Source organism: Micromonospora yasonensis (assembly GCF_026013475.1).
Lineage (GTDB): Bacteria > Actinomycetota > Actinomycetes > Mycobacteriales > Micromonosporaceae > Micromonospora > Micromonospora yasonensis.
In genome coordinates this window covers 26,017-46,733 of the sequence record NZ_JAPDPH010000003.1, presented here as the reverse complement: position 1 = coordinate 46,733, position 20,717 = coordinate 26,017, and the positions used below count along the sequence as shown (strand labels likewise).

The following is a 20,717-nucleotide window of genomic DNA, read 5'->3' as shown; positions in this document are numbered from 1 at the left end:
GCATCGAATGGTTGCAGGATGACAACCATTAACTCCGGCATTCCGGCACGTCGATCGTCCGGGCCAGCCGGCCGTTCGGGCAATACCGGTCGACGATCGAATCAGTCGGACATGTCCCCGGAAGAGAGCGGATAGCGCACCGTCGGCGTGCCGTCGGCCAGCTCGGGCGCCTGCGGCTGGCGGGGCGTGACCTCGACCTGCGCCGGGGCGACCAGGTCCTGGTCGGAGACGCCCAGCTCGGCCAGCTTGCGGGCGCTCACCAGCACCCGCGCCTCCAACGACCCGACCGCCCGGTTGTACGCGGTCACCGCGCCGCCCAGCGACGCGCCGAGCTTGCCGACGTGGTCGCCCAGGGTGGACAGCCGGCCGTACAGCTCGCGGGCCAGCGAGTGCACGGTGGCGGCGTTGCGGGCCAGCGCCTCCTGCCGCCACGAGTAGGCCACCGTGCGCAGCAGCGCCACCAGGGTGGCCGGCGTGGCCAGCACCACGTTGCGGGCGAAGGCGTGCTCCAGCAGCGTCGGGTCGCGTTGCAACGCCACGTCGAGGAACGGGTCGGCCGGCACGAACAGCACCACGAACTCCGGGGCCTGGTCGAACGCCGCCCAGTAGGACTTGGCGGCGAGCGAGTCCACATGCGCCCGCAGGTGCCGCGCGTGCGCGTCGAGCTGGGTGTCCCGCCCCCGTTCGTCGCGCGCCTCCATCGCGGTCAGGTACGCGTCGAAGGGCGCCTTGGCGTCGACCACCACCGTCCGGCCGCCGTGCAGCCGGACCACCAGGTCGGGGCGTACCCCCTGGTCGTCGGTGGCGGCGGTGACCTGCTCGTTGAAGTCGCAGTGCTCCAGCATGCCGGCCGCCTCGACGATCCGGCGGAGCTGGTGCTCGCCCCACCGGCCGCGCACCTGCGGGGCGCGAAGCGCGGCGACCAGCTGTTTGGTCTCGGTGCGCAGCTCCCCGGAGACCGTGCTCATCGCCCGGACCTGCTCGCGCAGCTCGGCGTACGCGTCGACCCGGTCCCGCTCCAGCTCCGCCACCCGCTGCTCGTAGCGCCGGAGGCTGTCGTGCAGCGGGGCGACCGCCCGAGCGACGGCCTCCTGGGACTGGGCCGTCGCCTCGTAGCTCAGCGCCCGCATGGACTGCTCCAGCCGCCCCTCGCCCTCGCGGGTGGCGGCCAGGGTGGCCTCCAGCCGGGCGATGTCGGTCGCCGACCGGGACCGGGCGGCCAGCCAGCCCACCGCGCCGCCCGCGGTGAGGCAGATGATCACCACGGCCAGCGTTGCGATGCTCGTCACCCTCCGAAGCTTGCCAAACGGGTGCGACGTGACCCCCGTGGGTACCGTCGAGTCATGAAAGTTGCGCTGTGGTTCGTCCTGGTGCTGATGCTCGGAGGTGCCTTGATGTTCTGGCGGTGGGGCAGCAGGTCGCGCAGGGCCACCGAGCTGGCCGACGCCCGCGCCGAGGCGCAGCGGTGGTACGAGCGGCTCGGCGGCCAGTTGATGAACCTGCACGGCGACGCCCCGGCGGTCCGCCAGGCGCTGGCCGACGCGGGCGAGCGGTACAACGCGGCCGGCTCCCAGCTGGAGCAGGCGCGTACCCCGCACCAGTTCGCGCTGGCCCGGGAGACCGCGCTTGAGGGGCTGGCGTACATCCGGGCCGCGCGCACCGCGATGGGCATCGACCCGGGGCCCGACCTGCCGCCGCTGGCCGCCGCCCGGGGCGCCGGGATGCTGACCAAGGAGCGCGAGGTCAACGTGCAGGGGCAGACCTATCGCGCGGGCCCGCAGCCGGGCAACCGCACGCCCTACTACTACCCGGGCGGCACCTGGCAGGGCCGGCGGGTGCCGGCGGGCTGGTACTCGACGCCCTGGTGGAAGACGGCGCTCGGCGCCGGGGCCGGGGTGCTCGGCGGCATGCTGATCGCCGACGCGCTCTTCTCGCCCGCCTTCGCCGACCCCGGGTACGGCTACGACGCCGGCTACCAGGAGGGCTTCCAGGACGGGTTCGGCGACGGCCAGGACTACGGCGACCAGGGCGGTAACGACTACAGCGGCGACCAGTTCGCCGGCGACCAGGGCGACTGGTCCGGCGGGGACTACGGCGGCGGTGGGGACTACGGGGCCGTCGACTACGGCGGCGGTGACTTCGGCGGCGACTTCGGTGGGGGTGACTTCGGCGGCGGCGACTGGTGAACCCGCCGCTCGGGCCTCGCAGTTGTTAAAAGGGGCCCCCTGCTATGCGAAATGCGTTAGCAGGGGGCCCTTCCTTACGCCTCAGCCGGTGTTGCGCATGCCGGCGGCGATACCGTTGACCGTGGTGAGCAGCGCGCGCTCCAGCGCCGTGCCGTCGTTCGGCGCGCGCCGGCCGCCCGGCGCGGTCGCCACCGCCCGGCCGGCCGCACCGGAATCCCGGTACTGGCGCAGCAGCGCCACCTGCAGATGGTGCAGCGGCTCCAGGTAGGTGTCCCGCACCGCGAGGGTGCGCTGGAGCACCGGCGAGTTCTCCAGCAGGGCCGGCGAGGAGGTGACCGCCAGCACCTCCTGCTTGGTCAACTCGTACTCCTGCTCGATCTTCTCGAAGATCGGGTGCAGCTTCTTCGGGACCAGCGTCTCCACGTACCGGCGGGCGATGGTGAGGTCGGTCTTGGTCAGCATCATCTCGACGTTCGACAGGAACGTGCGGAAGAAGTGCCAGTTCCGGTGCATCTCGGCGAGCACGTCCTCCAGTCCGGCAGCCCGGGCGGCGGCCAGCCCGGACCCGACGCCGAACCAGCCGGGCACGATCTGCCGGGTCTGGGTCCAGCCGAACACCCACGGGATGGCCCGCAGGCCGGCCAGGCCGGCGCCGGTGTTCGGTCGTTTCGCCGGGCGGGAGCCGATGTTCAACGCGCCGAGCAGCTCGGTCGGGGTGGAGGCCCAGAAGTACGCGGGCAGGTCCGGGTCCTCGACCAAGTTCCGGTAGGACCGGAACGCCGCCTCGGAGACCACGTCCATGGTGGCGTCCCAGCGTTCCAGCATCTCGCCGGGCTGCCGGGGCGCGGTGTGCAGCAGGGTCGCCTGGAGCACCGCCGCGACGGTCAGCTCCAGGTTCTCCCGGGCCAGCGCGGGGAGGGTGTACTTGTCGGAGATGACCTCGCCCTGCTCGGTCACCTTGATCGCGCCGTCCAGCGTGCCGTACGGCTGGGCCAGGATGGCCTCGTGGGTGGGGCCGCCGCCCCGGCCGACCGTGCCGCCCCGGCCGTGGAACAGCCGCAGGTGCACGCCGTGCCGGGCGGCCACGTCCCGCAGCGCGCGCTGGGCCCGGTGGATCGACCACTGGCTGGTGGTGATGCCGGCCTCCTTGTTGGAGTCGGAGTAGCCCAGCATCACCTCCTGCACGTCGCCCCGGGCCGCGACCAGCGCCCGGTACGCCGGCAACGACAGCAGCTCGTCGAGCAGCTCACCGCCGGCGTTCAACTCGGCCGGCGTCTCCAACAGCGGCACGAGGCCGATCCGGGCCCGGCCGCTGTGCACGTCGATCAGGCCGGCCTCGCGGGCCAGCACCACCGCGGCGAGCACGTCGTCCACGCCGAGGGTCATCGAGATGATGTACGACTCGATCACCTCGGTGCCGAACCGGTCCTGCGCCTCGCGGATCGCCCCGAAAACGTCGAACGTCTTCTGTGCCGACTCGGTGAGCGGGGTGTCCTGGGTGGACAACGGCCGCCGGCCGGCCAGCTCGTCGGCGAGCAGCTTGGTGCGCTCCAGTCGGGTCAGCGACGGGTAGTCGGACACCTCGCCGACCGCCGCGTACAGCTGGGCGAGCACCTCGTGGTGCTTCTCGGCGTGCTCGCGGACGTCCATGGTCGCCAGGTGCAGCCCGAACGCGGACACCGTACGGATCGTCGAGGCGAGCCGGCCCACGGCGGTGAGCTGCCCCGAGTTGCGGGCCAGCGAGGCGCGCAGCAGCTCCAGGTCGGCGATCAGCTCGGCCGACCCGCGGTAGTCCCGCCCCGGTACGTGTGCGGTGCCGGTGCGCAGCCGCTCCCGGGTGTTGGTCAGCTTCGCCTTCACGCAGCGTGCCTTGAGCCGGTACGGCTCCTCGGCGTTGACCCGCCGGAACCGGGGCGCCACCTCGGGCAGTGCGTCCAGGTCGGCGGCGAGGCTGGCGGACAGGTCGAGCGAGACCGCGCGCAGTCGGCGGGACACGGAGACCTCGTTGATGAGGGCGTCCATCGCCTTCTCGGTGGCCTCGATGCCGTGCTCGTGCTGGATCCGCAGCACCTCGCGGGTGACCGTCGGGGTGACGAACGGGTTGCCGTCGCGGTCACCGCCGATCCAGGTGCCGAAGGTCAGCGGGCGGGCGGTCGGTGAGGTCTCCACGCCCAGGGTGCGCAGCGTGTCGGCGAGGTCGTCGAGCACCTGCGGGGCGGCCTCGGCGTACAGGTCACGCAGGTAGTAGATGGCGTTGCGGGCCTCGTCGGTCGGGTCCGGCCGGTCCAGCCGCAGCTCGTCGGTCTGCCACATCAGGTCCAGCAGTTCGGCCAGGCGCCGGTTGGCCGGGCCCTCGTCGCTGGCTCCGTAGAGGATGGCGTTGGCCGTTTCGGTGTCCAGCTCGTCGGCGACCGCGCGCAGCTTGGACAGGATGGAGCGACGGGCCGCCTCGGTGGGGTGGGCGGTGAAGACCGGGCGTACCGCGAGCCGGCGGGCCGCGGCGGCGATCTCCTCGGCCGGCACCCCACGCTCGGCGATCATGTTGGCCGCCTGGTCCAGCCAGCCGCCGTGCATGGCCCGGCGGCGGCGCAGGTCGCGCGCCCGGTGCACCTGCTCGGTGATGTTGGCCAGGTGGAAGTAGGTGGAGAAGGCCCGGGCCAGCTTGGTCCCGGTGGTCACGTCGAGGCCGGCGAGACGCTGGGCGGCGGCCGGGGCGTCGGAGCGGACCTGGGCGCGGATCTCCTCGACCAGGTCGAGCAGGGGTCGGCCCTCCTGGCGGGCGAGGGTCTGCCCGAGCAGGGTGCCGAGGCGGCGGATGTCGGCCCGCAGCGCGGCGTCCGGGCCGTCGTGGTCGTGCTGGTCGGTCACGGGTGCGCTCCTTACGCGAGTACGAAGGACAGCGCTGTCCGACTCCCTGGATCGTATCCGCGTCGGCCCCCTCGGCAGGAGGGGGACCGGGTGATGATCTGCACTCCGGGACGGATCGACCGGCTCAGCCATCGGCCACCGGTCTCCCCGGTGCGGCCGGCCGGGCACGCGCGGCAGGCGCGGCGCGCCGGTGCGCCCGGAAGATCGCCGCGGTGACCAGCCCGAGGATCCCGAGCACCGCCCAGATCCCGAGTACCACCAACGGCCAGCGCGCGCCCCGCCAGTCGAAGTAGACCGCCGACTTGAGCGAGTCGGTGGCCAGGCCGGGAACGTTCCACCGGTGCATCCCGCGCAGGAAGGCGGGCAGGAACTCCGGGGCGTAGATGCCGCCCGAGCCGGGGTTGCCGAGCACCACCAGCAGCAGGATCACCAGCCCGGTGCCGAGCAGCCCCAGCCACCCCTGCACCGCCGCGGCGACCATGCCGGCGGCGAACACGGTGAGCGCGCCGACCAGGAAGACCGCCAGGACCTGGTGGTCCCAGATGTGCATCACCGGCCCGACCAGCACCGCGCCGATTATCCCGAGCAGCACGGAGTGCACCGCGAGGGTGGCGATCCGCAGCCCGGCGCGGCGCAGGCTGCGGGGTGCGGTGCCGAGCGAGATGCCCAGGGCGGTAGAGGCCAGGTAGCCCCCGAGGACCAGGCCGACCGCGAGGTAGAACGGCACCAACCCGCGCGGGTCGCCAGCGGCGGCGGGCACCTCGTCGGTGACCTGGAGCGGCAGGTTGGCCTGCCGGGCGGCCTGGGTGAGCACCTGGGTGACCAGATCCTTGGCGGCGGGCGCGCTGGCACCGGCCGTGGTCAGGGTCAGGCCGCCGCCCGGGTCGGCGTGGAGCACCGCGTAGACCTCGCGGGAGGTCAGGGCGTCGAGGGCGGCGTCCTGGTTGTCGTACTCGACGGGCTTGATCGTGTCGGTCCGGCTACGGACGGCGGCCAGCACCGCCTGCGCGCGCTGGTCGCCCAGCGCCACCCCGACCGGAAGGTCGTGCGGGGTCGGCTTGTGCAGCGCCCCGACGTACGCCGCGATGAACGCGGTGGCCAGGGCGAGCGTGCCGACCAGCAGCGCTGCCGCGCGCGGCAGCCAGTCGCGTACCGGAAGCTCCTGCCCCTGCTCGTCCACATGGCCAGCCTAGGTGGGCGCTTCGCCCGGGTTGTGCCGTTCTGATCGAGGTCGGGCAGACGGTCGAACAATCCGGTGGCGGGGGCCGATAGCGTCTGGGCACGTCGTTGCGATACCCCGCCAAGCCGAAGCCGGGCGACCGGGTCGCCGTGGTGTCGCCCTCGGCCGGGCTGCCGGGCCTCTTCCCGCACGTGTACTTCGGCTACTCGGACAACACCAACATCCTCAACCACCTGTACCGACTGGGCGTGGTGGCGTACCACGGCGGCTCGGTGCTGGTGCACCTCGGCCGGCCCGGCAAGCCGCACCCGGTCACCTTCGACTCGCTGCGCGCCGCCCTCTTCACCTCCGGCTGGTACGAACTGGCTCCGGCGACCGAGTGGGGCGACCAGCCGCGCGACTGGCGGGACCCGGCGACGCTGGCCAACGAGCCGGTGATGTTTCCCGACGATCGTGGTCGGCCGCCCCAAGGCGTGGGACTTCGACAAGCCGCACACCCTGGCGGAACGGCGGGCCTGGGGCGAGGCCCAGCGGGAGGCGATCACCCGGGCCCTCGCGGACTACGTCGACGACCCGGTGGTGGTCTTCGACGTCGACCTGGGCCACACCGACCCGCAGCTGATCATCCCGTACGGCGGGGAGATCCGGGTCGACGCGATCGAGCGCCGGATCTCGGTGCGCTACTGATGAGCGACTCGCAGGCGAAGTAGATCATCGGCGAGGCTCAGGCGTCGGCGACGGCGAAGGCGCGGACCGGGAAGGTGCCCATGCCCGTCACCCGGGGCGGCGCGGCGGTGAACCGGAACCCCTCCGGCGGCAGGGCGGCCAGGCCGGTCAGGTGCTCCACGACCGGGATGCCGGCGGCGAGCAGGGCGCTGTGCGCCGGGCGCTCGCCGGCCGCCGCCGGGGTCATGTCGTCGATGTTGATCGAGTCGATGCCGACCAGGGCCGCGCCCGCTGCCACCAGCCACTCCGCACCGTCCCCGGTCAGGTGGGGCGCGTCGGATCCGGCGTACCGGTCGGTGCCGAAGTGCACGTCCCACCCGGTGTGCAGCAGCACCGCCCGGCCGGTCACGTCGTACGGGGCCAGCAGCAGTCGGTCCACCGCTCGGGTGCCTTCCGGCACCCGGACCACGATCCCGGGCAGGTCGGCGAGCCGGTCCAGCGGCACACCGGTGAGGTCCGGCCCGTCCGCCCAGCGGTGCGACGGGGCGTCGAGGTAGGTGCCGGTGTTGGCGATCATGTCGATCTGCGCCACATGGAACTCCGTCCCCGGGGCGTACTTCGCCTTCGACGCCTCGCGGGTCAGCCAGTCGGTGATCCGGGGCGCCGGCCAGCCGGGCAGCGTGACCATCCCGTCGGTGATCACGTGGCTCAGCTCCACCAGCCGCCGGCGTGGTGCCTCGGCCGGCCGGGTTCCGCGGCCACCCTTGTGCGCTTCCTCGACGACCGTCCGGTGAGTGATCCGCACGTCGGCGACCATGAGCAGCCCGAGGTGCCGGACGAACAGCGCCGCCAGTTCGGCGTCGTCGATCTCCGGGCCCAGGACGTCCAGCCGGAATCCCTCGGTCCGCAACCCACCGCCGTTGACGAAGACGACCTCGGCATCGAAGACCGCCCGGTACTCACCTGCCATGCCGCTCACCGCACCACGCCTGCCCACCCAGGGTCAAGATCCCTCCCCGCCACCGCCGCACCGCCCGCTCCCGCCGCTCGCCGCGCTCGGGGGCGCCCTCTTTCCCGGGAGGAGTGGCCGTGAGCGCTCGGAAGGCCACTCTTTCCGGGAACTTGTGCGGATCTTGGGGTGCGGGGTGTGCGAATCCGGGGCGCGAATCTGAGGCGGGCGTGATGCGTGGGCGGGTCGGGGATGCCGGCGTGGAGTGGGCGGTGGCTGCGGCCCGGAATGTCCCGGGAGGGGGATAGTCTCGGAAGGTGCAACCCCCCGTCCGGCCGGACGCGGGGTCGTCGCCGTGCGTCGACCTCCTGGAAGTGATCACTGATGCTCACCGGACTCTTCTCCGCAGCCCTGGCCGACCCCGGGCTGGCCCGGGCGCGTGACCTGGCGCGCTCCGGTGCCGCGCAGGTCGACGGGCTTGACCTCACCGCCCCCGCCGCGCTGCGCCCGTTCGCCGTCGCGGCGGTGGCCGCCGACGAGCCGGCCGGGGGTGCCGGGCTTCCGGTGCTGGCCGTGACCGCCACCACCCGCGAGGCCGACGACCTCGCCTCCGCGCTGGGCAGCCTGCTGCCGCCGGAGCAGGTGGCGGTCTTCCCGTCCTGGGAGACGCTGCCGCACGAGCGACTCTCCCCCCGATCCGACACGGTCGGGCGGCGGCTGGCCGTGCTGCGCCGGCTGGCCCACCCCGGGTCCGCCGACGCGCACGGGCGGACCGGTCCACTGCGGGTGGTCGTCGCGCCGGTCCGGTCGCTGCTCCAGCCCCAGCTCAAGGGGCTCGGCGACCTGGAGCCGGTGCAGCTCGCCGCCGGTGACGAGGCGGACCTGGAGGAGGTCGCCCGGCGGCTCACCGGGATGGCGTACGCCCGGGTCGACCTGGTCACCAAGCGGGGCGAGTTCGCCGTGCGCGGTGGCATCCTCGACGTCTTCCCGCCCACCGACGAACACCCGTCCCGGGTCGAGTTCTGGGGCGACGAGGTGGAGGAGATCCGTACCTTCGCAGTCGCCGACCAGCGCACCATCGAGGGCGTGGCGCAGCTCTGGGCGCCGCCCTGCCGCGAGCTGCTGCTCACGCCCTCGGTGCGGAAGCGGGCCGCGGCGCTCGCCGCCGAGCACCCGGAGCTGGCCGAGATCCTCGACAAGCTGGCCGAGGGCATCCCGGTCGAGGGCATGGAGTCGCTCGCCCCGGCGCTGATCGGCGCCGACGCGATGGAGCTGCTGGTCGACTGCATGCCGGCCGGCACCCACGTGTTGCTCTGCGACCCGGAGCGGATCCGCACCCGGGCGCACGACCTGGTCCGTACCTCCGAGGAGTTCCTCCAGGCCAGCTGGGCCGCGGCCGCCGTCGGTGGCCAGGCCCCGATCGACCTCGGCGCCGCCGCCTTCCGCACCCTGGCCGACGTACGCACGGCCGCCCGCGCCCTCCGCCAGCCCTGGTGGACGCTGGCCCCGTTCGGCCTCGTGGAGGCGGACGCCGCGCCCGCCCGACAGCCGTGGGAGGACGAGCCGACCGAGGTCGACGTCACCCCGGACGACGCGATCGCGGTGACCCTGGCCGCCCAGCCCGCCCCGCTCTACCACGGCGAGACCGCCCGGGTGGTCGACGACCTCAAGCGCTGGGCCGGCGAGGGCTGGTCGATCGCGCTGGTCTTCGAGGGGCACGGCCCCGCCCAGCGGGCCGTCGAGGTGCTCCGCGACGCCGGCCTCGGCGCCCGGCTCACCGAGGACGTGCCGGCCGCGCCCGTCCCCGGCGAGCTGCTGGTCTCCTGCGGCTGCCTGACCGCCGGCTTCGTCGACGAGGCGTCCCGGTTCGTGCTGCTCACCGGCAACGACGTCACCGGCGGCCGGGGCACCTCCACCCGGGACATGCGCAAGCTGCCCAGCCGCCGGCGCAACACCATCGACCCGCTCGAGCTGCGGGCCGGCGACCACGTCGTGCACGAGCAGCACGGCATCGGCCGGTACGTCGAGCTGGTGCAGCGCACCGTCAACGGCGCCTCCCGGGAATACCTGGTCATCGAGTACGCGCCGAGCAAGCGCGGCCAGCCCGGCGACCGGCTCTTCGTCCCCACCGACCAGCTCGACCAGCTCTCCCGTTACGTCGGCGGTGAGCAGCCCACCCTGCACAAGATGGGCGGCTCGGACTGGCAGAAGTCCAAGGCCAGGGCCCGCAAGGCGGTCCGCGAGATCGCCGCGCAGCTCATCCAGCTCTACGCCGCTCGCAAGGCCTCCAAGGGGCACAACTTCGGCCCGGACACCCCCTGGCAGCGGGAGCTGGAGGACGCCTTCCCCTGGCAGGAGACGCCGGACCAGCTCGCCGCCATCGAGGAGGTCAAGCGGGACATGGAGCAGACAGTCCCGATGGACCGGCTGATCTGCGGCGACGTCGGGTACGGCAAGACCGAGATCGCGGTCCGGGCCGCGTTCAAGGCGGTGCAGGACGGCAAGCAGGTGGCCGTGCTGGTGCCCACCACCCTGCTGGTGCAGCAGCACTACAACACCTTCGCCGAGCGGATGAGCCAGTTCCCGATCACCCTCGGGCAGCTCTCCCGGTTCCAGACGCCGAAGGAGGCCGAGCAGACCCTGGCGATGGTCGCCGACGGCACCGCCGACATCGTGATCGGCACCCACCGGCTGCTCCAGGCCGCCACCCGGTTCAAGCAGCTCGGCCTCGTCATCATCGACGAGGAGCAGCGCTTCGGCGTCGAGCACAAGGAGCACCTGAAGACCCTGCGCGCGTCGGTCGACGTGCTGGCCATGTCGGCCACCCCGATCCCGCGCACCCTGGAGATGGCGATCACCGGCATCCGGGAGATGTCCACCATCGCCACCCCGCCGGAGGAGCGGCACCCGGTGCTCACCGCCGTCGGGGCGTACGACGACCGGCAGGTGGCCGCCGCCATCCATCGCGAGCTGCTCCGCGACGGGCAGGTGTTCTACCTGCACAACCGGGTCGAGTCGATCGAGCGGGCGGCCCGGCGGATCCGCGAGCTGGTGCCCGAGGCCAGGGTCGCGGTGGCGCACGGCCAGATGAGCGAGGAAGCGCTCGAGAAGGTGATGGTCGGCTTCTGGGAGAAGGAGTTCGACGTCCTGGTCTGCACCACGATCGTGGAGTCCGGCATCGACATCCCGAACGCCAACACGCTGATCGTGGAGCGGGCCGACCTGCTGGGCCTGGCCCAGCTGCACCAGATCCGGGGCCGGGTGGGCCGTGGCCGGGAGCGGGCGTACGCGTACTTCCTCTACCCGCCGGACAAGCCGCTCACCGAGAACGCGCACGAGCGGCTGGCCACCATCGCCCAGCACACCGAGCTGGGCGCCGGCATGTACGTGGCGATGAAGGACCTGGAGATCCGGGGCGCCGGCAACCTGCTCGGCGGCGAGCAGTCCGGCCACATCGAGGGCGTCGGCTTCGACCTGTACGTCCGGATGGTCGGCGAGGCGGTCTCCGCCTTCAAGGGCGAGCACCCGGAGTCCGACGGCATGGCGGCCGAGGTCCGGATTGATCTTCCGGTCGACGCGCACCTGCCGCACGACTACGTCGGCGTGGAGCGGCTGCGCCTGGAGATGTACCGCAAACTCGCCGAGGCCCGCGACGAGGAGCGGCTGCGCGAGGTGGTCGCCGAGATGACCGACCGGTACGGCGAGCCGCCCGCGCCGGTGCAGAACCTGGTCGCGGTGGCCCGGTTCCGGTTGCTCGCTCGCCGGTACGGCCTCACCGACGTGTCGATGCAGGGCAAGCACATCCGGTTCAGCCCGCTGCCGCTGCCCGACTCGAAGCAGCTGCGGCTGAAGCGCTACCACCCGGACTCGGTCTACAAGCAGGCGCTCGACCAGGTCAGCGTGCCTCGGCCGAGCACCCGCCGGGTCGGCGGCGAGCCGCTGCGCGACCAGGCGCTGCTGGAGTGGTGCGCCCAGCTCCTCAGCGACGTGCTGGGCGAGCCCGAGGAGCTGGCCGGTTCTGCCAGCCCCGCAGTGGCGAGCGGAAGGTGACACGGCGAGCCCGAGGAGCTGGCCGGTTCTGCCAGCCCCGCAGTGGCGAGCGGAAGGTGACACGGCGAGCCCGAGGAGCTGGCCGGTTCTGCCAGCCCCGCAGTGGCGAGCGGAAGGTGACACGGCGAGCCGGCGGTCGCGCAGCCGGCCGGGGCGGGGGCCGGGTGAGGCCAGCGGGGTGGGCGGCGTCACAACAGCGTGGCGGGCATGAGAGAGTGGCCGTCATGCGTGCTCGCCGTCTCATCGCCACCGCCAGTGTGGCGGCCCTCGCTGTGCTCTCCCTCGCCGCCTGCGGCCGGTCCGCCCCGAGTGTCGCCGCCTACGTCGGGGACACCAGGTACTCGGTCGACCGGGTGGACGAGATCTACGACGACGCCCAGGCGCAGTACGCCGACGCGGTCCGGACCCAGGGGGCGCAGACCGGCGCCACGCCGGCGCCGGAGGAGTTGCGCTCCGCGGTGACCCGCCAGGACGTGCTGAACCTGCTGATCGCTGTCGACCTGGGCAAGCGCCTGGCGGACGAGCAGGGCGTCCAGGTCCCCGACGAGGTCTCCCCGGAGCAGCTCCAGGCGCAGCTGCAGATGCCGGCCACCGCCGAGTACGCCAAGCTCTGGGGCGAGTGGGTGGACATCTCCGCCGCGCTCCAGCAGAAGCTGCCCCCGGCCGACCTGAGCGACGACGCCATCATGGCCGTCTACCACGCCATCGCCAAGACCGGCGCGATCAAGTCCGGGCTGTCCGTCGCCCAGGTGCGGGAGGCGTTCGGCGAGGGCGGGTTCGTGCGCAGCGCCACCGCGCTCAGCTCCGCGCTGCGAGAGGAGGCGGAGAAGGTCGACGCCTCGATCAACCCGAAGTACGGCCCGATTGGCGTGCCGTCGGTGGTCAGCACCGGGCAGTCGCTGGTCTTCTACTCGCTGCCGTACATCAACCACGACGGTCCGGTCACCGACATCTCGACCCCCGAGGCACCGGAGACCACCGGCGCGGTCGCGCCCTGACCAGCATGATCGCCCGGATCGTCCTGCTGGTCACCTCGCCCCGGCTGCCGGCCGGCCTGCTGACCGCGGCCGCCTGGGACGTCGTACGCTCCGCGCCGGTGCTGGCCGGCGCCGAGAGCGAGTTGACCGCGGTGGTCCGGACGGCGGGTGCCGAGGTCACTCTGGCGGCCGAGGGCGCGACGCAGGCGCTGCTCGACGCCGCGGCGGCACGCGGCACGGCGGTCTGGCTGGCCGGGCCGACCGGCGACGAGGCTCTCGCCCGGGAGCTGGGGCTGCGGCTGGCCCGCGAGCCGGGCCTGGCCGAGCTGGAGCTGATGTACGGCTCCTGGGATCCGCCGGGCGCCCGGTTGCTCGACGCGGTCGAGGTGATGGACCGGCTCGCCTCTCCCGGCGGCGACCCGTGGAAGCGGGCGCAGACCCACCGCAGCCTCGCCGGTTTCCTGCTTGAGGAGTGCTACGAGGCGTACGACGCGATCAGCGCCGACGACACCGACGCGCTCCGCGAGGAACTGGGCGACGTGCTGCTCCAGGTGCTGCTGCACGCCCGGCTCGCCGAGGAGCTGCCGGAGGGGAAGCGCTGGACGGTCGACGATGTGGCCGGCGGCCTGGTCGACAAGATGGTCCGCCGCAACCCGCACGTCTTCTCCGGCGAGCGGGCCGGTTCGCTGGAGGAGATCGAGGCGAACTGGGAGCGGATCAAGCGGGCCGAGAAGACGCGCGAGTCGGTACTCGACGGCATCGCGATGAGCCAGCCGGCGCTGTCGCTGGCCGCGAAGGTCCTGGACCGGGCCGGCCGGATCGGCCTGGCCGTGCCGCCTCCGCTGGCCGAGTCCCAGGTGGACCCGGAGGCCCGGCTGGGCGCCGGCCTCCTGGCGACGGTGGCCGCCGCCCGGCAGGCCGGCATCGACCCCGAAGCCGCCCTGCGCCGTGCCACCCTCGCGTACGGGGACGCCGTCCGCGCCGCCGAACGCGCCGCCCGCCCCATCCCCACCCCCGACCAGCCGAGTTGACCAAGGAGTTCGCGTCGGGAAGAGCCGCCCGGCCGACGCAAACTCCTTGATCAACCGGAAAGCCGGGAAGATCGGTAGGGTCGTGCGTATGGAGTCGTTCGTGCCGCTCGCGGAGCGGATCGTGGAGGCGTTGCTGGAGAGCCGGCCGGGGCTGGCCACGTCCGCCGGGGACCACCGGTACGACGACCGGCTGCCCGACCTCTCCGCCGACGCCCTCGCCGCCGACCAGGCGATGCTCAAGGATGCGGCCGACGCGCTCTCCGAGATCGACCCGGACTCGCTCGACGTCGAGGAGCGGGTCGACCACGCGCTGCTGAGCAGCCTGGTCGACCGGGGGCTGTTCGAGGCGACCGAGATCCGCGCGCACGAGTGGGACCCGCTGCGGCACAACCCCGGCCCGCTGCTGCACGCCCTGCTGGCCCGCCCGTTCGCCCCCGCCGAGGTGCGGCTCGAGAGCCTCGCCGGCCGGCTCGCCGCCGTACCGGACGCTCTGGCCACCGCCCGCGCGACGCTGCGCGACATGCCCCGGATTCACGCCGAGACGGCGGTCGGGCAGTTCACCGGAACGGCGGCGCTGATCCGCGACGAGGTGCCGGCGCTGCTCGCCCAGGCGCCCGCGCTGTACGACCGGGTCGAGCCGGCGGCCACCGCGGCGATCGCCGCCATCGAAGAGTTCGTGGCCTGGCTGCGGATCGGGCTGTCCGCCGACGCCGGCCCGGGGCGCGACCCCCGGCTGGGCCGGCGGCGCTGGGAGGCGCGGCTCTGGCACACCCTCGACACGGAGCTGAGCGCCGCCGAGATCCAGCGCCGGGCCTGGGACAACCTGGAGCGGGTCACCGCCGAGATCCGCGCGGCGGCCGTCGAGCTGGTCGGCGGCCCGGGCGACGACGAGACGGTACGCCGGGCGCTGGGCCTGCTTGCCGCCGAGCACCCGGACAACGCCACCATCGTGGACCTCGCCTCGGTCACCCTCGACGAGGCTACCGACTTCGTCCGCACGCACGACCTGGTCAGCCTGGTCGACGATCCGTGTGTGATCCAGGAGATGCCGGAGTTCGCGCGCGGGGTGGCGGTGGCCTACTGCGACTCGCCCGGCCCGCTGGAGACCGCGAACGTGCCGACCTTCTACTGCATCGCGCCCACCCCCACGGACTGGCCCGCGCACCGCGTCGAGTCGTTCTACCGGGAGTACAACGACCACATGATCCGGAACCTGACCGTGCACGAGGCGATGCCCGGTCACTTCCTCCAGCTCGCCCACGCCCGCCGGTACGCCGGCCCGACCCGGGTCCGGGCGCTGACCGAGTCGGGGGTGTTCATCGAGGGCTGGGCGGTGCTCACCGAGGAGCTGATGGTCGAGCGCGGCTTCGGCGGCCTGCCGGTCCGGCTCCAGCAGCTCAAGATGCAGCTCCGGATGACCATCAACGCGCTGCTCGACCAGCTGGTCCACTGCGAGGACCTGCCCGAGGCGGAGGCGATGGCGCTGATGACGGGGCGCGGCTTCCAGGAGGAGGGCGAGGCGGCCGGCAAGTGGCGGCGGGCGCTGCTCACCTCCACCCAGCTGTCCACCTACTTCGTCGGCTACAGCGAGATGGCCGACATCGCCCGCGCCCGCCCCGACGGCGTGTCGGTACGCGACTGGCACGACGCGATGCTGGCGCACGACTGCCCGCCGCCCCGCCACCTACGGACGCTGTTGGGCGTGTAGCAAGGGCCCTCTATTAACACCTAGCCCCGCGTGCGAGGCGCGACCAGGTCGATCAGCCAGCGCGAGATGGAGTACGCCGGCGGCAGCTCCGCCGGCAGCGCGTCCACCGGGAACCAGCGCGCCTCGGTCAGCTCCCTCGGGTCGGCCACCGGCTCGGCGTCCGGGTCGGTGACCGTGGCGGTGAAGCCGGCCAGCAGGGTTCCCGGGCCGGACATCGCCCAGGGCTGGCTGTCGACGTACCGGGGCCGCCCGATGGTCAGCCCGACCTCCTCGCCTACCTCCCGGTGGGCGGCCGCCTCCAGCGATTCGCCGGCCTCGACGAAGCCGGCCACCAGCGCCCACAGCTCGGTCGGCCCGTACGCGTGCCGGACCAGGAGCAGCTCGTCGGGGCCGCCGGCCCGGCCCGGGCGGGTGATCGCCACCAGCACCGCGACGGAGAGCGGTACGAACACGGTCAGCCCGCAGCCCGGGCAGCGCCGCGCGGTCTCGCCCGGCACCTCGGCCAGTTCCGTCCGGCAGGCCCCGCACCACCGGTGCGTACGCCGCCAGGTCACCACGGCGAGGGCCCTTCCGGCCAGGTCGGCCAGCGGCCCCGGCAGCTCGGTGGCGAGGCTCCGCCAGCCCCGCCAGTGGCCGGTCAGCGTCTCGGGATCGGCCACCTCGACCGCCCAGGCCGGGGTCCCGTCGAGCGTGCCGATCGGCACCCAGTCGAGGTCGGCCGGCAGCTCCCCGATCCGGGGTAGCGCGCCGCCCGGTCCGGTCAGCAGCTTGCGCCCGGCCACCGGCAGGGCCAGGTCACCGGGTGCTGGCGGTCGGCTCCGGTCGGCGCCCGGGACGAAGCCGCTCCGGCCGTCCGAGCCGGCTCGGCCGTCCGACGTGGCCCGGCCGTATACGGCGGCTCGGCCGTCGACGGCGGCCCGGCCTTTCACGCCGGCCCGGCGGTCGACGGCGGCCCGGCCGTCCGGGGCCGCCCGGGCCGGCCCGGTGTCGCCCGACCCGGTGGGGTCGGTCGTCACGACGTGGTCGAGCGGCGGTCGACCACGCCCGCCCCGGGCGGTACGGCGAACGCGGCCGACTCGACCGTGTCGGTGTAGCGGTTCAGCGTGAGCTCCGCCGGCTTGCCGTCCAGGGTGCCGGCGAAGCTGCCCAGCACGCCCTCGGTGGTGACGCAGGCGGTGAAGCGCTCCCCGGAACGGGTCACATCGACGCAGGTGGCGTGGTGCCCGGCCAGCGTGGTGTCGCTCTGCTTGATGTCCGCCTCGGGATCGAAGGCGGCGTCGGTGAGTAGCCGGATCACCGCCGGCGGGGTGACCAGGCCGTGCTTGCGGGCCTCGGTGTAGACGATCACGGACGGCTTGCCGGCGGTCAGCACGGGTGGCGACACGGTGCAGGAGGTACGCCCGGCGGCGTTGGCGCACCGGGTCACCGCCTGCTGGGTCACTGTGATCTTGCCGTCCGGCCAGGTGTACGACGACTGCAGCGGTTCCGTGGTCTGCGCGATCGACGCGCTCCGGCCGCCGGCGAGCTGGTAGTCGGCGGCCCAGGTCTGCTCCAGCGACCGGTCCATCCGGGCGGCGAGGTCGTTCACCAGATCGGCTCGCCCGAGCGCGGCCCCGGCGTCGTCCATGGACTGGCAGCCGGTGACCGAGAGCGACGTGATGACCGAGGCGGCGAGCACGCGGAGAGTCGTCGAGGCGGCGGGCATGGTGCCCAGCCTTGTCGATACACACAACCTCTCGCAAACCGGTTGCCGGTTGAGGCCCGAGAATCCGGGAATGTCCGGCCGAATCGCCGTCTGGCGGAGGAGTCGGGTGCGCCCCGTACGACGTGCGCTCGAGCGTCGACCGATACGCTGCGTTCAACACCTGCCTCAGCCGCACCGTCGCGGCCCATACCGGACCGGAACACACAAACGAGGAGCGACTCAGTGGCAACCATCGAGGGAATCGTCGCCCGGGAGATCCTGGACTCGCGGGGCAACCCGACGGTCGAGGTCGAGGTCGGGCTCGACGATGGCACGATCGCCCGTGCCGCGGTGCCGTCCGGCGCCTCCACCGGCGCCTTCGAGGCGATCGAGCTGCGCGACGGTGACAAGGACCGCTACCAGGGCAAGGGTGTCGAGAAGGCGGTCGCCAACATCGAGGACAAGATCGTCGACCAGCTCATCGGGTACGAGGCCAGCGAGCAGCGGCTGATCGACCAGAAGATGATCGACATCGACGGTACGGACAACAAGGCCGAGCTGGGCGCCAACGCCATCCTCGGGGTCTCGCTGGCCGTGGCCAAGGCCGCCGCCGGCAGCGCCGAGCTGAGCCTCTTCCGTTACCTCGGCGGCCCGAACGCGCACCTGCTGCCGGTCCCGATGATGAACATCCTCAACGGCGGCGCGCACGCCGACTCGAACGTCGACATCCAGGAGTTCATGATCGCGCCGATCGGCGCGCCCACCTTCCGGGACGCGCTCCGCTCCGGCGCCGAGGTCTACCACGCGCTGAAGTCGGTGCTGAAGAAGAAGGACCTGTCGACCGGGCTCGGTGACGAGGGCGGCTTCGCGCCGAACCTGCCCACCAACGCCGCCGCGCTGGACCTGATCGCCGAGGCGGTGGAGAAGGCGGGCTACCGGCTCGGCAGCGACATCGTCTTCGCCCTCGATGTCGCCGCCACCGAGTTCTTCGACAACGGCACCTACACCTTCGAGGGCAGCGCGAAGACCGCCGAGGAGATGAGCAACTACTACACCAAGCTCGTCGGCGACTACCCGATCGTCTCCATCGAGGACCCGCTGTCCGAGGACGACTGGAGCGGCTGGGCCACCCTGACCGCGGCGCTCGGCGACCGGATCCAGATCGTCGGCGACGACCTCTTCGTCACCAACCCGCAGCGCATCGCCCGGGGCATCACCGAGAAGGCCGCCAACGCGGTGCTGGTGAAGGTCAACCAGATCGGCTCGCTCACCGAGACCCTGGACGCGGTGGACCTGGCCCACCGAGCCGGCTTCAGGTGCATGATGAGCCACCGCTCGGGCGAGACCGAGGACACCACCATCGCCGACCTGGCGGTGGCCACCGGCTGCGGCCAGATCAAGACCGGCGCCCCGGCCCGGTCCGACCGGGTCGCCAAGTACAACCAGCTCCTGCGGATCGAGGAGGAGCTGGCCGACGCGGCGCGGTACGCCGGCGCGGGCGCGTTCCCGCGCTACCGTTCGGCCTGAGCCACAAGCTCCGGGGGAGGGGTGTGACGATGCAGCAGCGCCGCACACCGGGTGGTCAACGTCCCGCCCGTCGGCCGGGTCAGGCCGGCCGGCCGGCCGGGGCGCGGTCCCGGCCATCGGTCCGCGACGGCGGCGTCCGCGCCGAGCCGCGGGCCGCCGGCCGGTCGCCGGGCGCGGCCCGGGCCACCGACGGCGTACGCTCCGCGAGCCGTCCGGCCGCGGCCCGGCGTACGGCGGCCGGTGGCACGGTCAAGCGACTCACCGCACCCCAACCCCGGCGCTTCACCGGGCGTGCCACCGTGCTCTTCGCGGTGCTCATCGCGCTCGCCCTGGCGTACACCTATCCGGTCCGGGTCTATCTCGACCAGCAGGCGGACATCGCGCGGATGGAGGCGTCGCAGGCCGACCAGCGCCAGCGGATCGAGGAACTGACCGCCGAGGCGGCCAAGTGGAAGGACCCGGCGTACATCGAGACGCAGGCCCGGGAACGCTTCTTCATGGGCCGGCCCGGCGAGACCCTGCTGGTGGTGCTCTCCGACCCGGACGGTGCCGCGAAGGACGCCGGCAAGGACCGGAAGGCGGGGCCGCCGAAGCCGCCCGATCCCTGGTACGACACCCTGTGGTCGAGCGTACGGGCGGCCAACGCCGAGCGCCCCGACAAGTGAGCACCGAAGGACGAGAGACGTGAGCGTCGTACCACCGCAGGACCCGGCGGCGGACTCCGTACCCCCGCCGGAACGGCAACCGGCCACCGAGGCCGACCTGGCCGCGGTGGCCGCGCAGCTCGGACGCCCGCCGCGCGGCACCCGGGCGGTGGCCCACCGCTGCCCGTGCGGCCTGCCCGACGTGGTGGAGACGACGCCCCGGCTGGCCGACGGCACGCCCTTCCCGACGCTGTTCTACCTGACCTGCCCCCGGGCCACGGCGGTGTGCAGCCGGCTGGAGTCGGCCGGGCTGATGAAGGAGATGGCCGAGCGGCTCACCGAGGACCCGGAGCTGGCCGCCCGCTACCGGGCCGCGCACGAGGACTACCTGGCCCGCCGGGAGGCGATCGGCCAGGTACCGGAGATCGCCGGCATCTCGGCCGGCGGCATGCCCGGCCGGGTGAAGTGCCTGCACGTCCACCTCGGGCACGCACTGGCCGCCGGGCCGGGGGTCAACCCGTTCGGCGACGAGACCCTGGCCCTGGTCGAGAAGTGGTGGGCCGCCGGGCCGTGCGTGGACGTCCCGGTGGCGGAGTGAGATGACCGCCGCCGACGAGATCACCGTGCGCCGGGCCCGAACCGGCGACGTACGCGGCATCCGGCGGCTGGTCGACACCTACACCGACGACCGGCGGCTGCTCAGCAAGGCCACCGTCACCCTCTACGAGGACGTGCAGGAGTTCCGGGTGGCGGTCACCGCGGACGGCAGGGTGGTCGGCTGCGGCGCGCTGCACGTGATGTGGGAGGACCTGGCCGAGATCCGCACGGTGGCGGTCGACCCGGCCATCCGGGGCCGCAAGATCGGGCACCGAATCGTCGGCGAGCTGATCGACGCGGCGCGCGAGCTGGGCGTGGCCCGGATCTTCGTGCTGACCTTCGAGACCCGCTTCTTCGGCTCGTTCGGCTTCCGCGAGATCGACGGCGCGCCGGTGCCACAGCCGGTCTACGAGCAGTTGCTGCGCTCGTACGACGAGGGTGTGGCCGAGTTCCTCGACCTGGAACGGGTCAAGCCGAACACCCTCGGCAACACCCGGATGCTGTTGCGGCTCTGACGGTGGGCCGGCCGGGGCGCTCGCGGGTTGCGGCGAGCCTGGCCGGCATGCTGCGGAGTGCCGCAGCCGGGAGTGGTCAGCTCACCGCGCGGCCCCCGGCGACCGCCGCGTGCCGAGGACCGGCCTGCCGTAGGG

Annotated in this window: 16 protein-coding genes; 10 read left to right on the top strand and 6 right to left on the bottom strand. The window is 73.2% G+C overall.

The window, feature by feature from the left end; all coding sequences use genetic code 11:
- Window positions 1–101: 101 nt before the first annotated feature.
- Window positions 102–1,289, bottom strand: a complete 1,188-nt coding sequence (rmuC, locus tag ONA70_RS01360) for a DNA recombination protein RmuC (RefSeq protein WP_265004444.1) — start codon at window positions 1,287–1,289, stop codon at window positions 102–104.
- A 54-nt stretch (window positions 1,290–1,343) separates the two neighbouring features.
- Here rmuC and ONA70_RS01355 point away from each other — a divergent pair, with 54 nt between their 5' ends.
- The gene (locus tag ONA70_RS01355) at window positions 1,344–2,186 is read left to right on the top strand and encodes a hypothetical protein (RefSeq protein ID WP_265004443.1); all 843 of its coding nucleotides are present in this window, start codon (window positions 1,344–1,346) and stop codon (window positions 2,184–2,186) included.
- Between the two features lie 81 nt (window positions 2,187–2,267).
- Here the strand turns inward: ONA70_RS01355 and ppc are convergent, their stop codons facing one another.
- Both ppc and ONA70_RS01345 read right to left on the bottom strand, forming a co-directional pair.
- On the bottom strand, window positions 2,268–5,054 hold the full coding sequence (gene ppc / locus ONA70_RS01350; protein WP_265004442.1) for a phosphoenolpyruvate carboxylase: 2,787 nt from the start codon (window positions 5,052–5,054) through the stop codon (window positions 2,268–2,270).
- 124 nt (window positions 5,055–5,178) lie between these two features.
- Window positions 5,179–6,234, bottom strand: coding sequence for a hypothetical protein (locus ONA70_RS01345; RefSeq protein WP_265004441.1), 1,056 nt, complete (start codon window positions 6,232–6,234; stop codon window positions 5,179–5,181).
- 453 nt (window positions 6,235–6,687) lie between these two features.
- Between ONA70_RS01345 and ONA70_RS01340 the strand changes: the two genes are divergently transcribed.
- Complete coding sequence (locus ONA70_RS01340) at window positions 6,688–6,921, top strand: hypothetical protein (protein ID WP_265004440.1); 234 nt, start codon at window positions 6,688–6,690, stop codon at window positions 6,919–6,921.
- Window positions 6,922–6,958: 37 nt separating this feature from the next.
- Here ONA70_RS01340 and ONA70_RS01335 read toward each other — a convergent pair whose 3' ends face one another.
- Entirely contained in the window at window positions 6,959–7,870 is a 912-nt protein-coding gene (locus ONA70_RS01335) for a cyclase family protein (RefSeq protein WP_265004439.1), read from the bottom strand.
- A gap of 363 nt (window positions 7,871–8,233) precedes the next feature.
- On the opposite strand from ONA70_RS01335, the gene mfd reads away from it, so the two are divergent.
- The 4 genes from mfd (at window position 8,234) to ONA70_RS01315 (ending at window position 15,615) form a co-directional block, all read left to right on the top strand.
- A complete protein-coding gene (gene mfd / locus ONA70_RS01330) occupies window positions 8,234–11,899 on the top strand; it encodes a transcription-repair coupling factor (RefSeq protein ID WP_265004438.1) in 3,666 nt (1,221 codons plus the stop codon).
- Window positions 11,900–12,123: 224 nt separating this feature from the next.
- Window positions 12,124–12,897 (top strand): SurA N-terminal domain-containing protein, encoded by a 774-nt coding sequence (locus ONA70_RS01325; RefSeq protein ID WP_265004437.1) that lies wholly within the window; start codon window positions 12,124–12,126, stop codon window positions 12,895–12,897.
- Window positions 12,898–12,902: 5 nt separating this feature from the next.
- On the top strand, window positions 12,903–13,907 hold the full coding sequence (locus ONA70_RS01320; protein ID WP_265004436.1) for a nucleoside triphosphate pyrophosphohydrolase: 1,005 nt from the start codon (window positions 12,903–12,905) through the stop codon (window positions 13,905–13,907).
- Between the two features lie 88 nt (window positions 13,908–13,995).
- Window positions 13,996–15,615, top strand: coding sequence for a DUF885 domain-containing protein (locus ONA70_RS01315; RefSeq protein WP_265004435.1), 1,620 nt, complete (start codon window positions 13,996–13,998; stop codon window positions 15,613–15,615).
- A gap of 20 nt (window positions 15,616–15,635) precedes the next feature.
- Here the strand turns inward: ONA70_RS01315 and nudC are convergent, their stop codons facing one another.
- Together nudC and ONA70_RS01305 are read right to left on the bottom strand one after the other, a co-directional pair.
- A complete protein-coding gene (gene nudC / locus ONA70_RS01310) occupies window positions 15,636–16,631 on the bottom strand; it encodes an NAD(+) diphosphatase (protein WP_265004434.1) in 996 nt (331 codons plus the stop codon).
- Window positions 16,628–17,320: a hypothetical protein gene (locus tag ONA70_RS01305; protein WP_265004433.1), complete on the bottom strand. Its 693-nt coding sequence runs from the start codon at window positions 17,318–17,320 to the stop codon at window positions 16,628–16,630. The genes nudC and ONA70_RS01305 overlap by 4 nt, the downstream gene beginning before the upstream one ends.
- Before the next feature lie 222 nt (window positions 17,321–17,542).
- Here ONA70_RS01305 and eno point away from each other — a divergent pair, with 222 nt between their 5' ends.
- The 4 genes from eno to ONA70_RS01285 are packed head-to-tail and all read left to right on the top strand — an operon-like array spanning window position 17,543 to window position 20,582.
- Window positions 17,543–18,826 carry a phosphopyruvate hydratase gene (gene eno, locus ONA70_RS01300; protein ID WP_265004432.1) on the top strand — a complete coding sequence of 428 codons (1,284 nt, stop codon included), beginning with the start codon at window positions 17,543–17,545 and terminating at the stop codon, window positions 18,824–18,826.
- 29 nt (window positions 18,827–18,855) lie between these two features.
- Window positions 18,856–19,491, top strand: coding sequence for an FtsB family cell division protein (locus ONA70_RS01295; RefSeq protein WP_265004431.1), 636 nt, complete (start codon window positions 18,856–18,858; stop codon window positions 19,489–19,491).
- A 19-nt stretch (window positions 19,492–19,510) separates the two neighbouring features.
- On the top strand, window positions 19,511–20,068 hold the full coding sequence (locus tag ONA70_RS01290; RefSeq protein WP_265004430.1) for a DUF501 domain-containing protein: 558 nt from the start codon (window positions 19,511–19,513) through the stop codon (window positions 20,066–20,068).
- A gap of 1 nt (window position 20,069) precedes the next feature.
- Window positions 20,070–20,582, top strand: a complete 513-nt coding sequence (locus ONA70_RS01285; protein WP_265004429.1) for an amino-acid N-acetyltransferase — start codon at window positions 20,070–20,072, stop codon at window positions 20,580–20,582.
- Window positions 20,583–20,717: the final 135 nt, after the last annotated feature.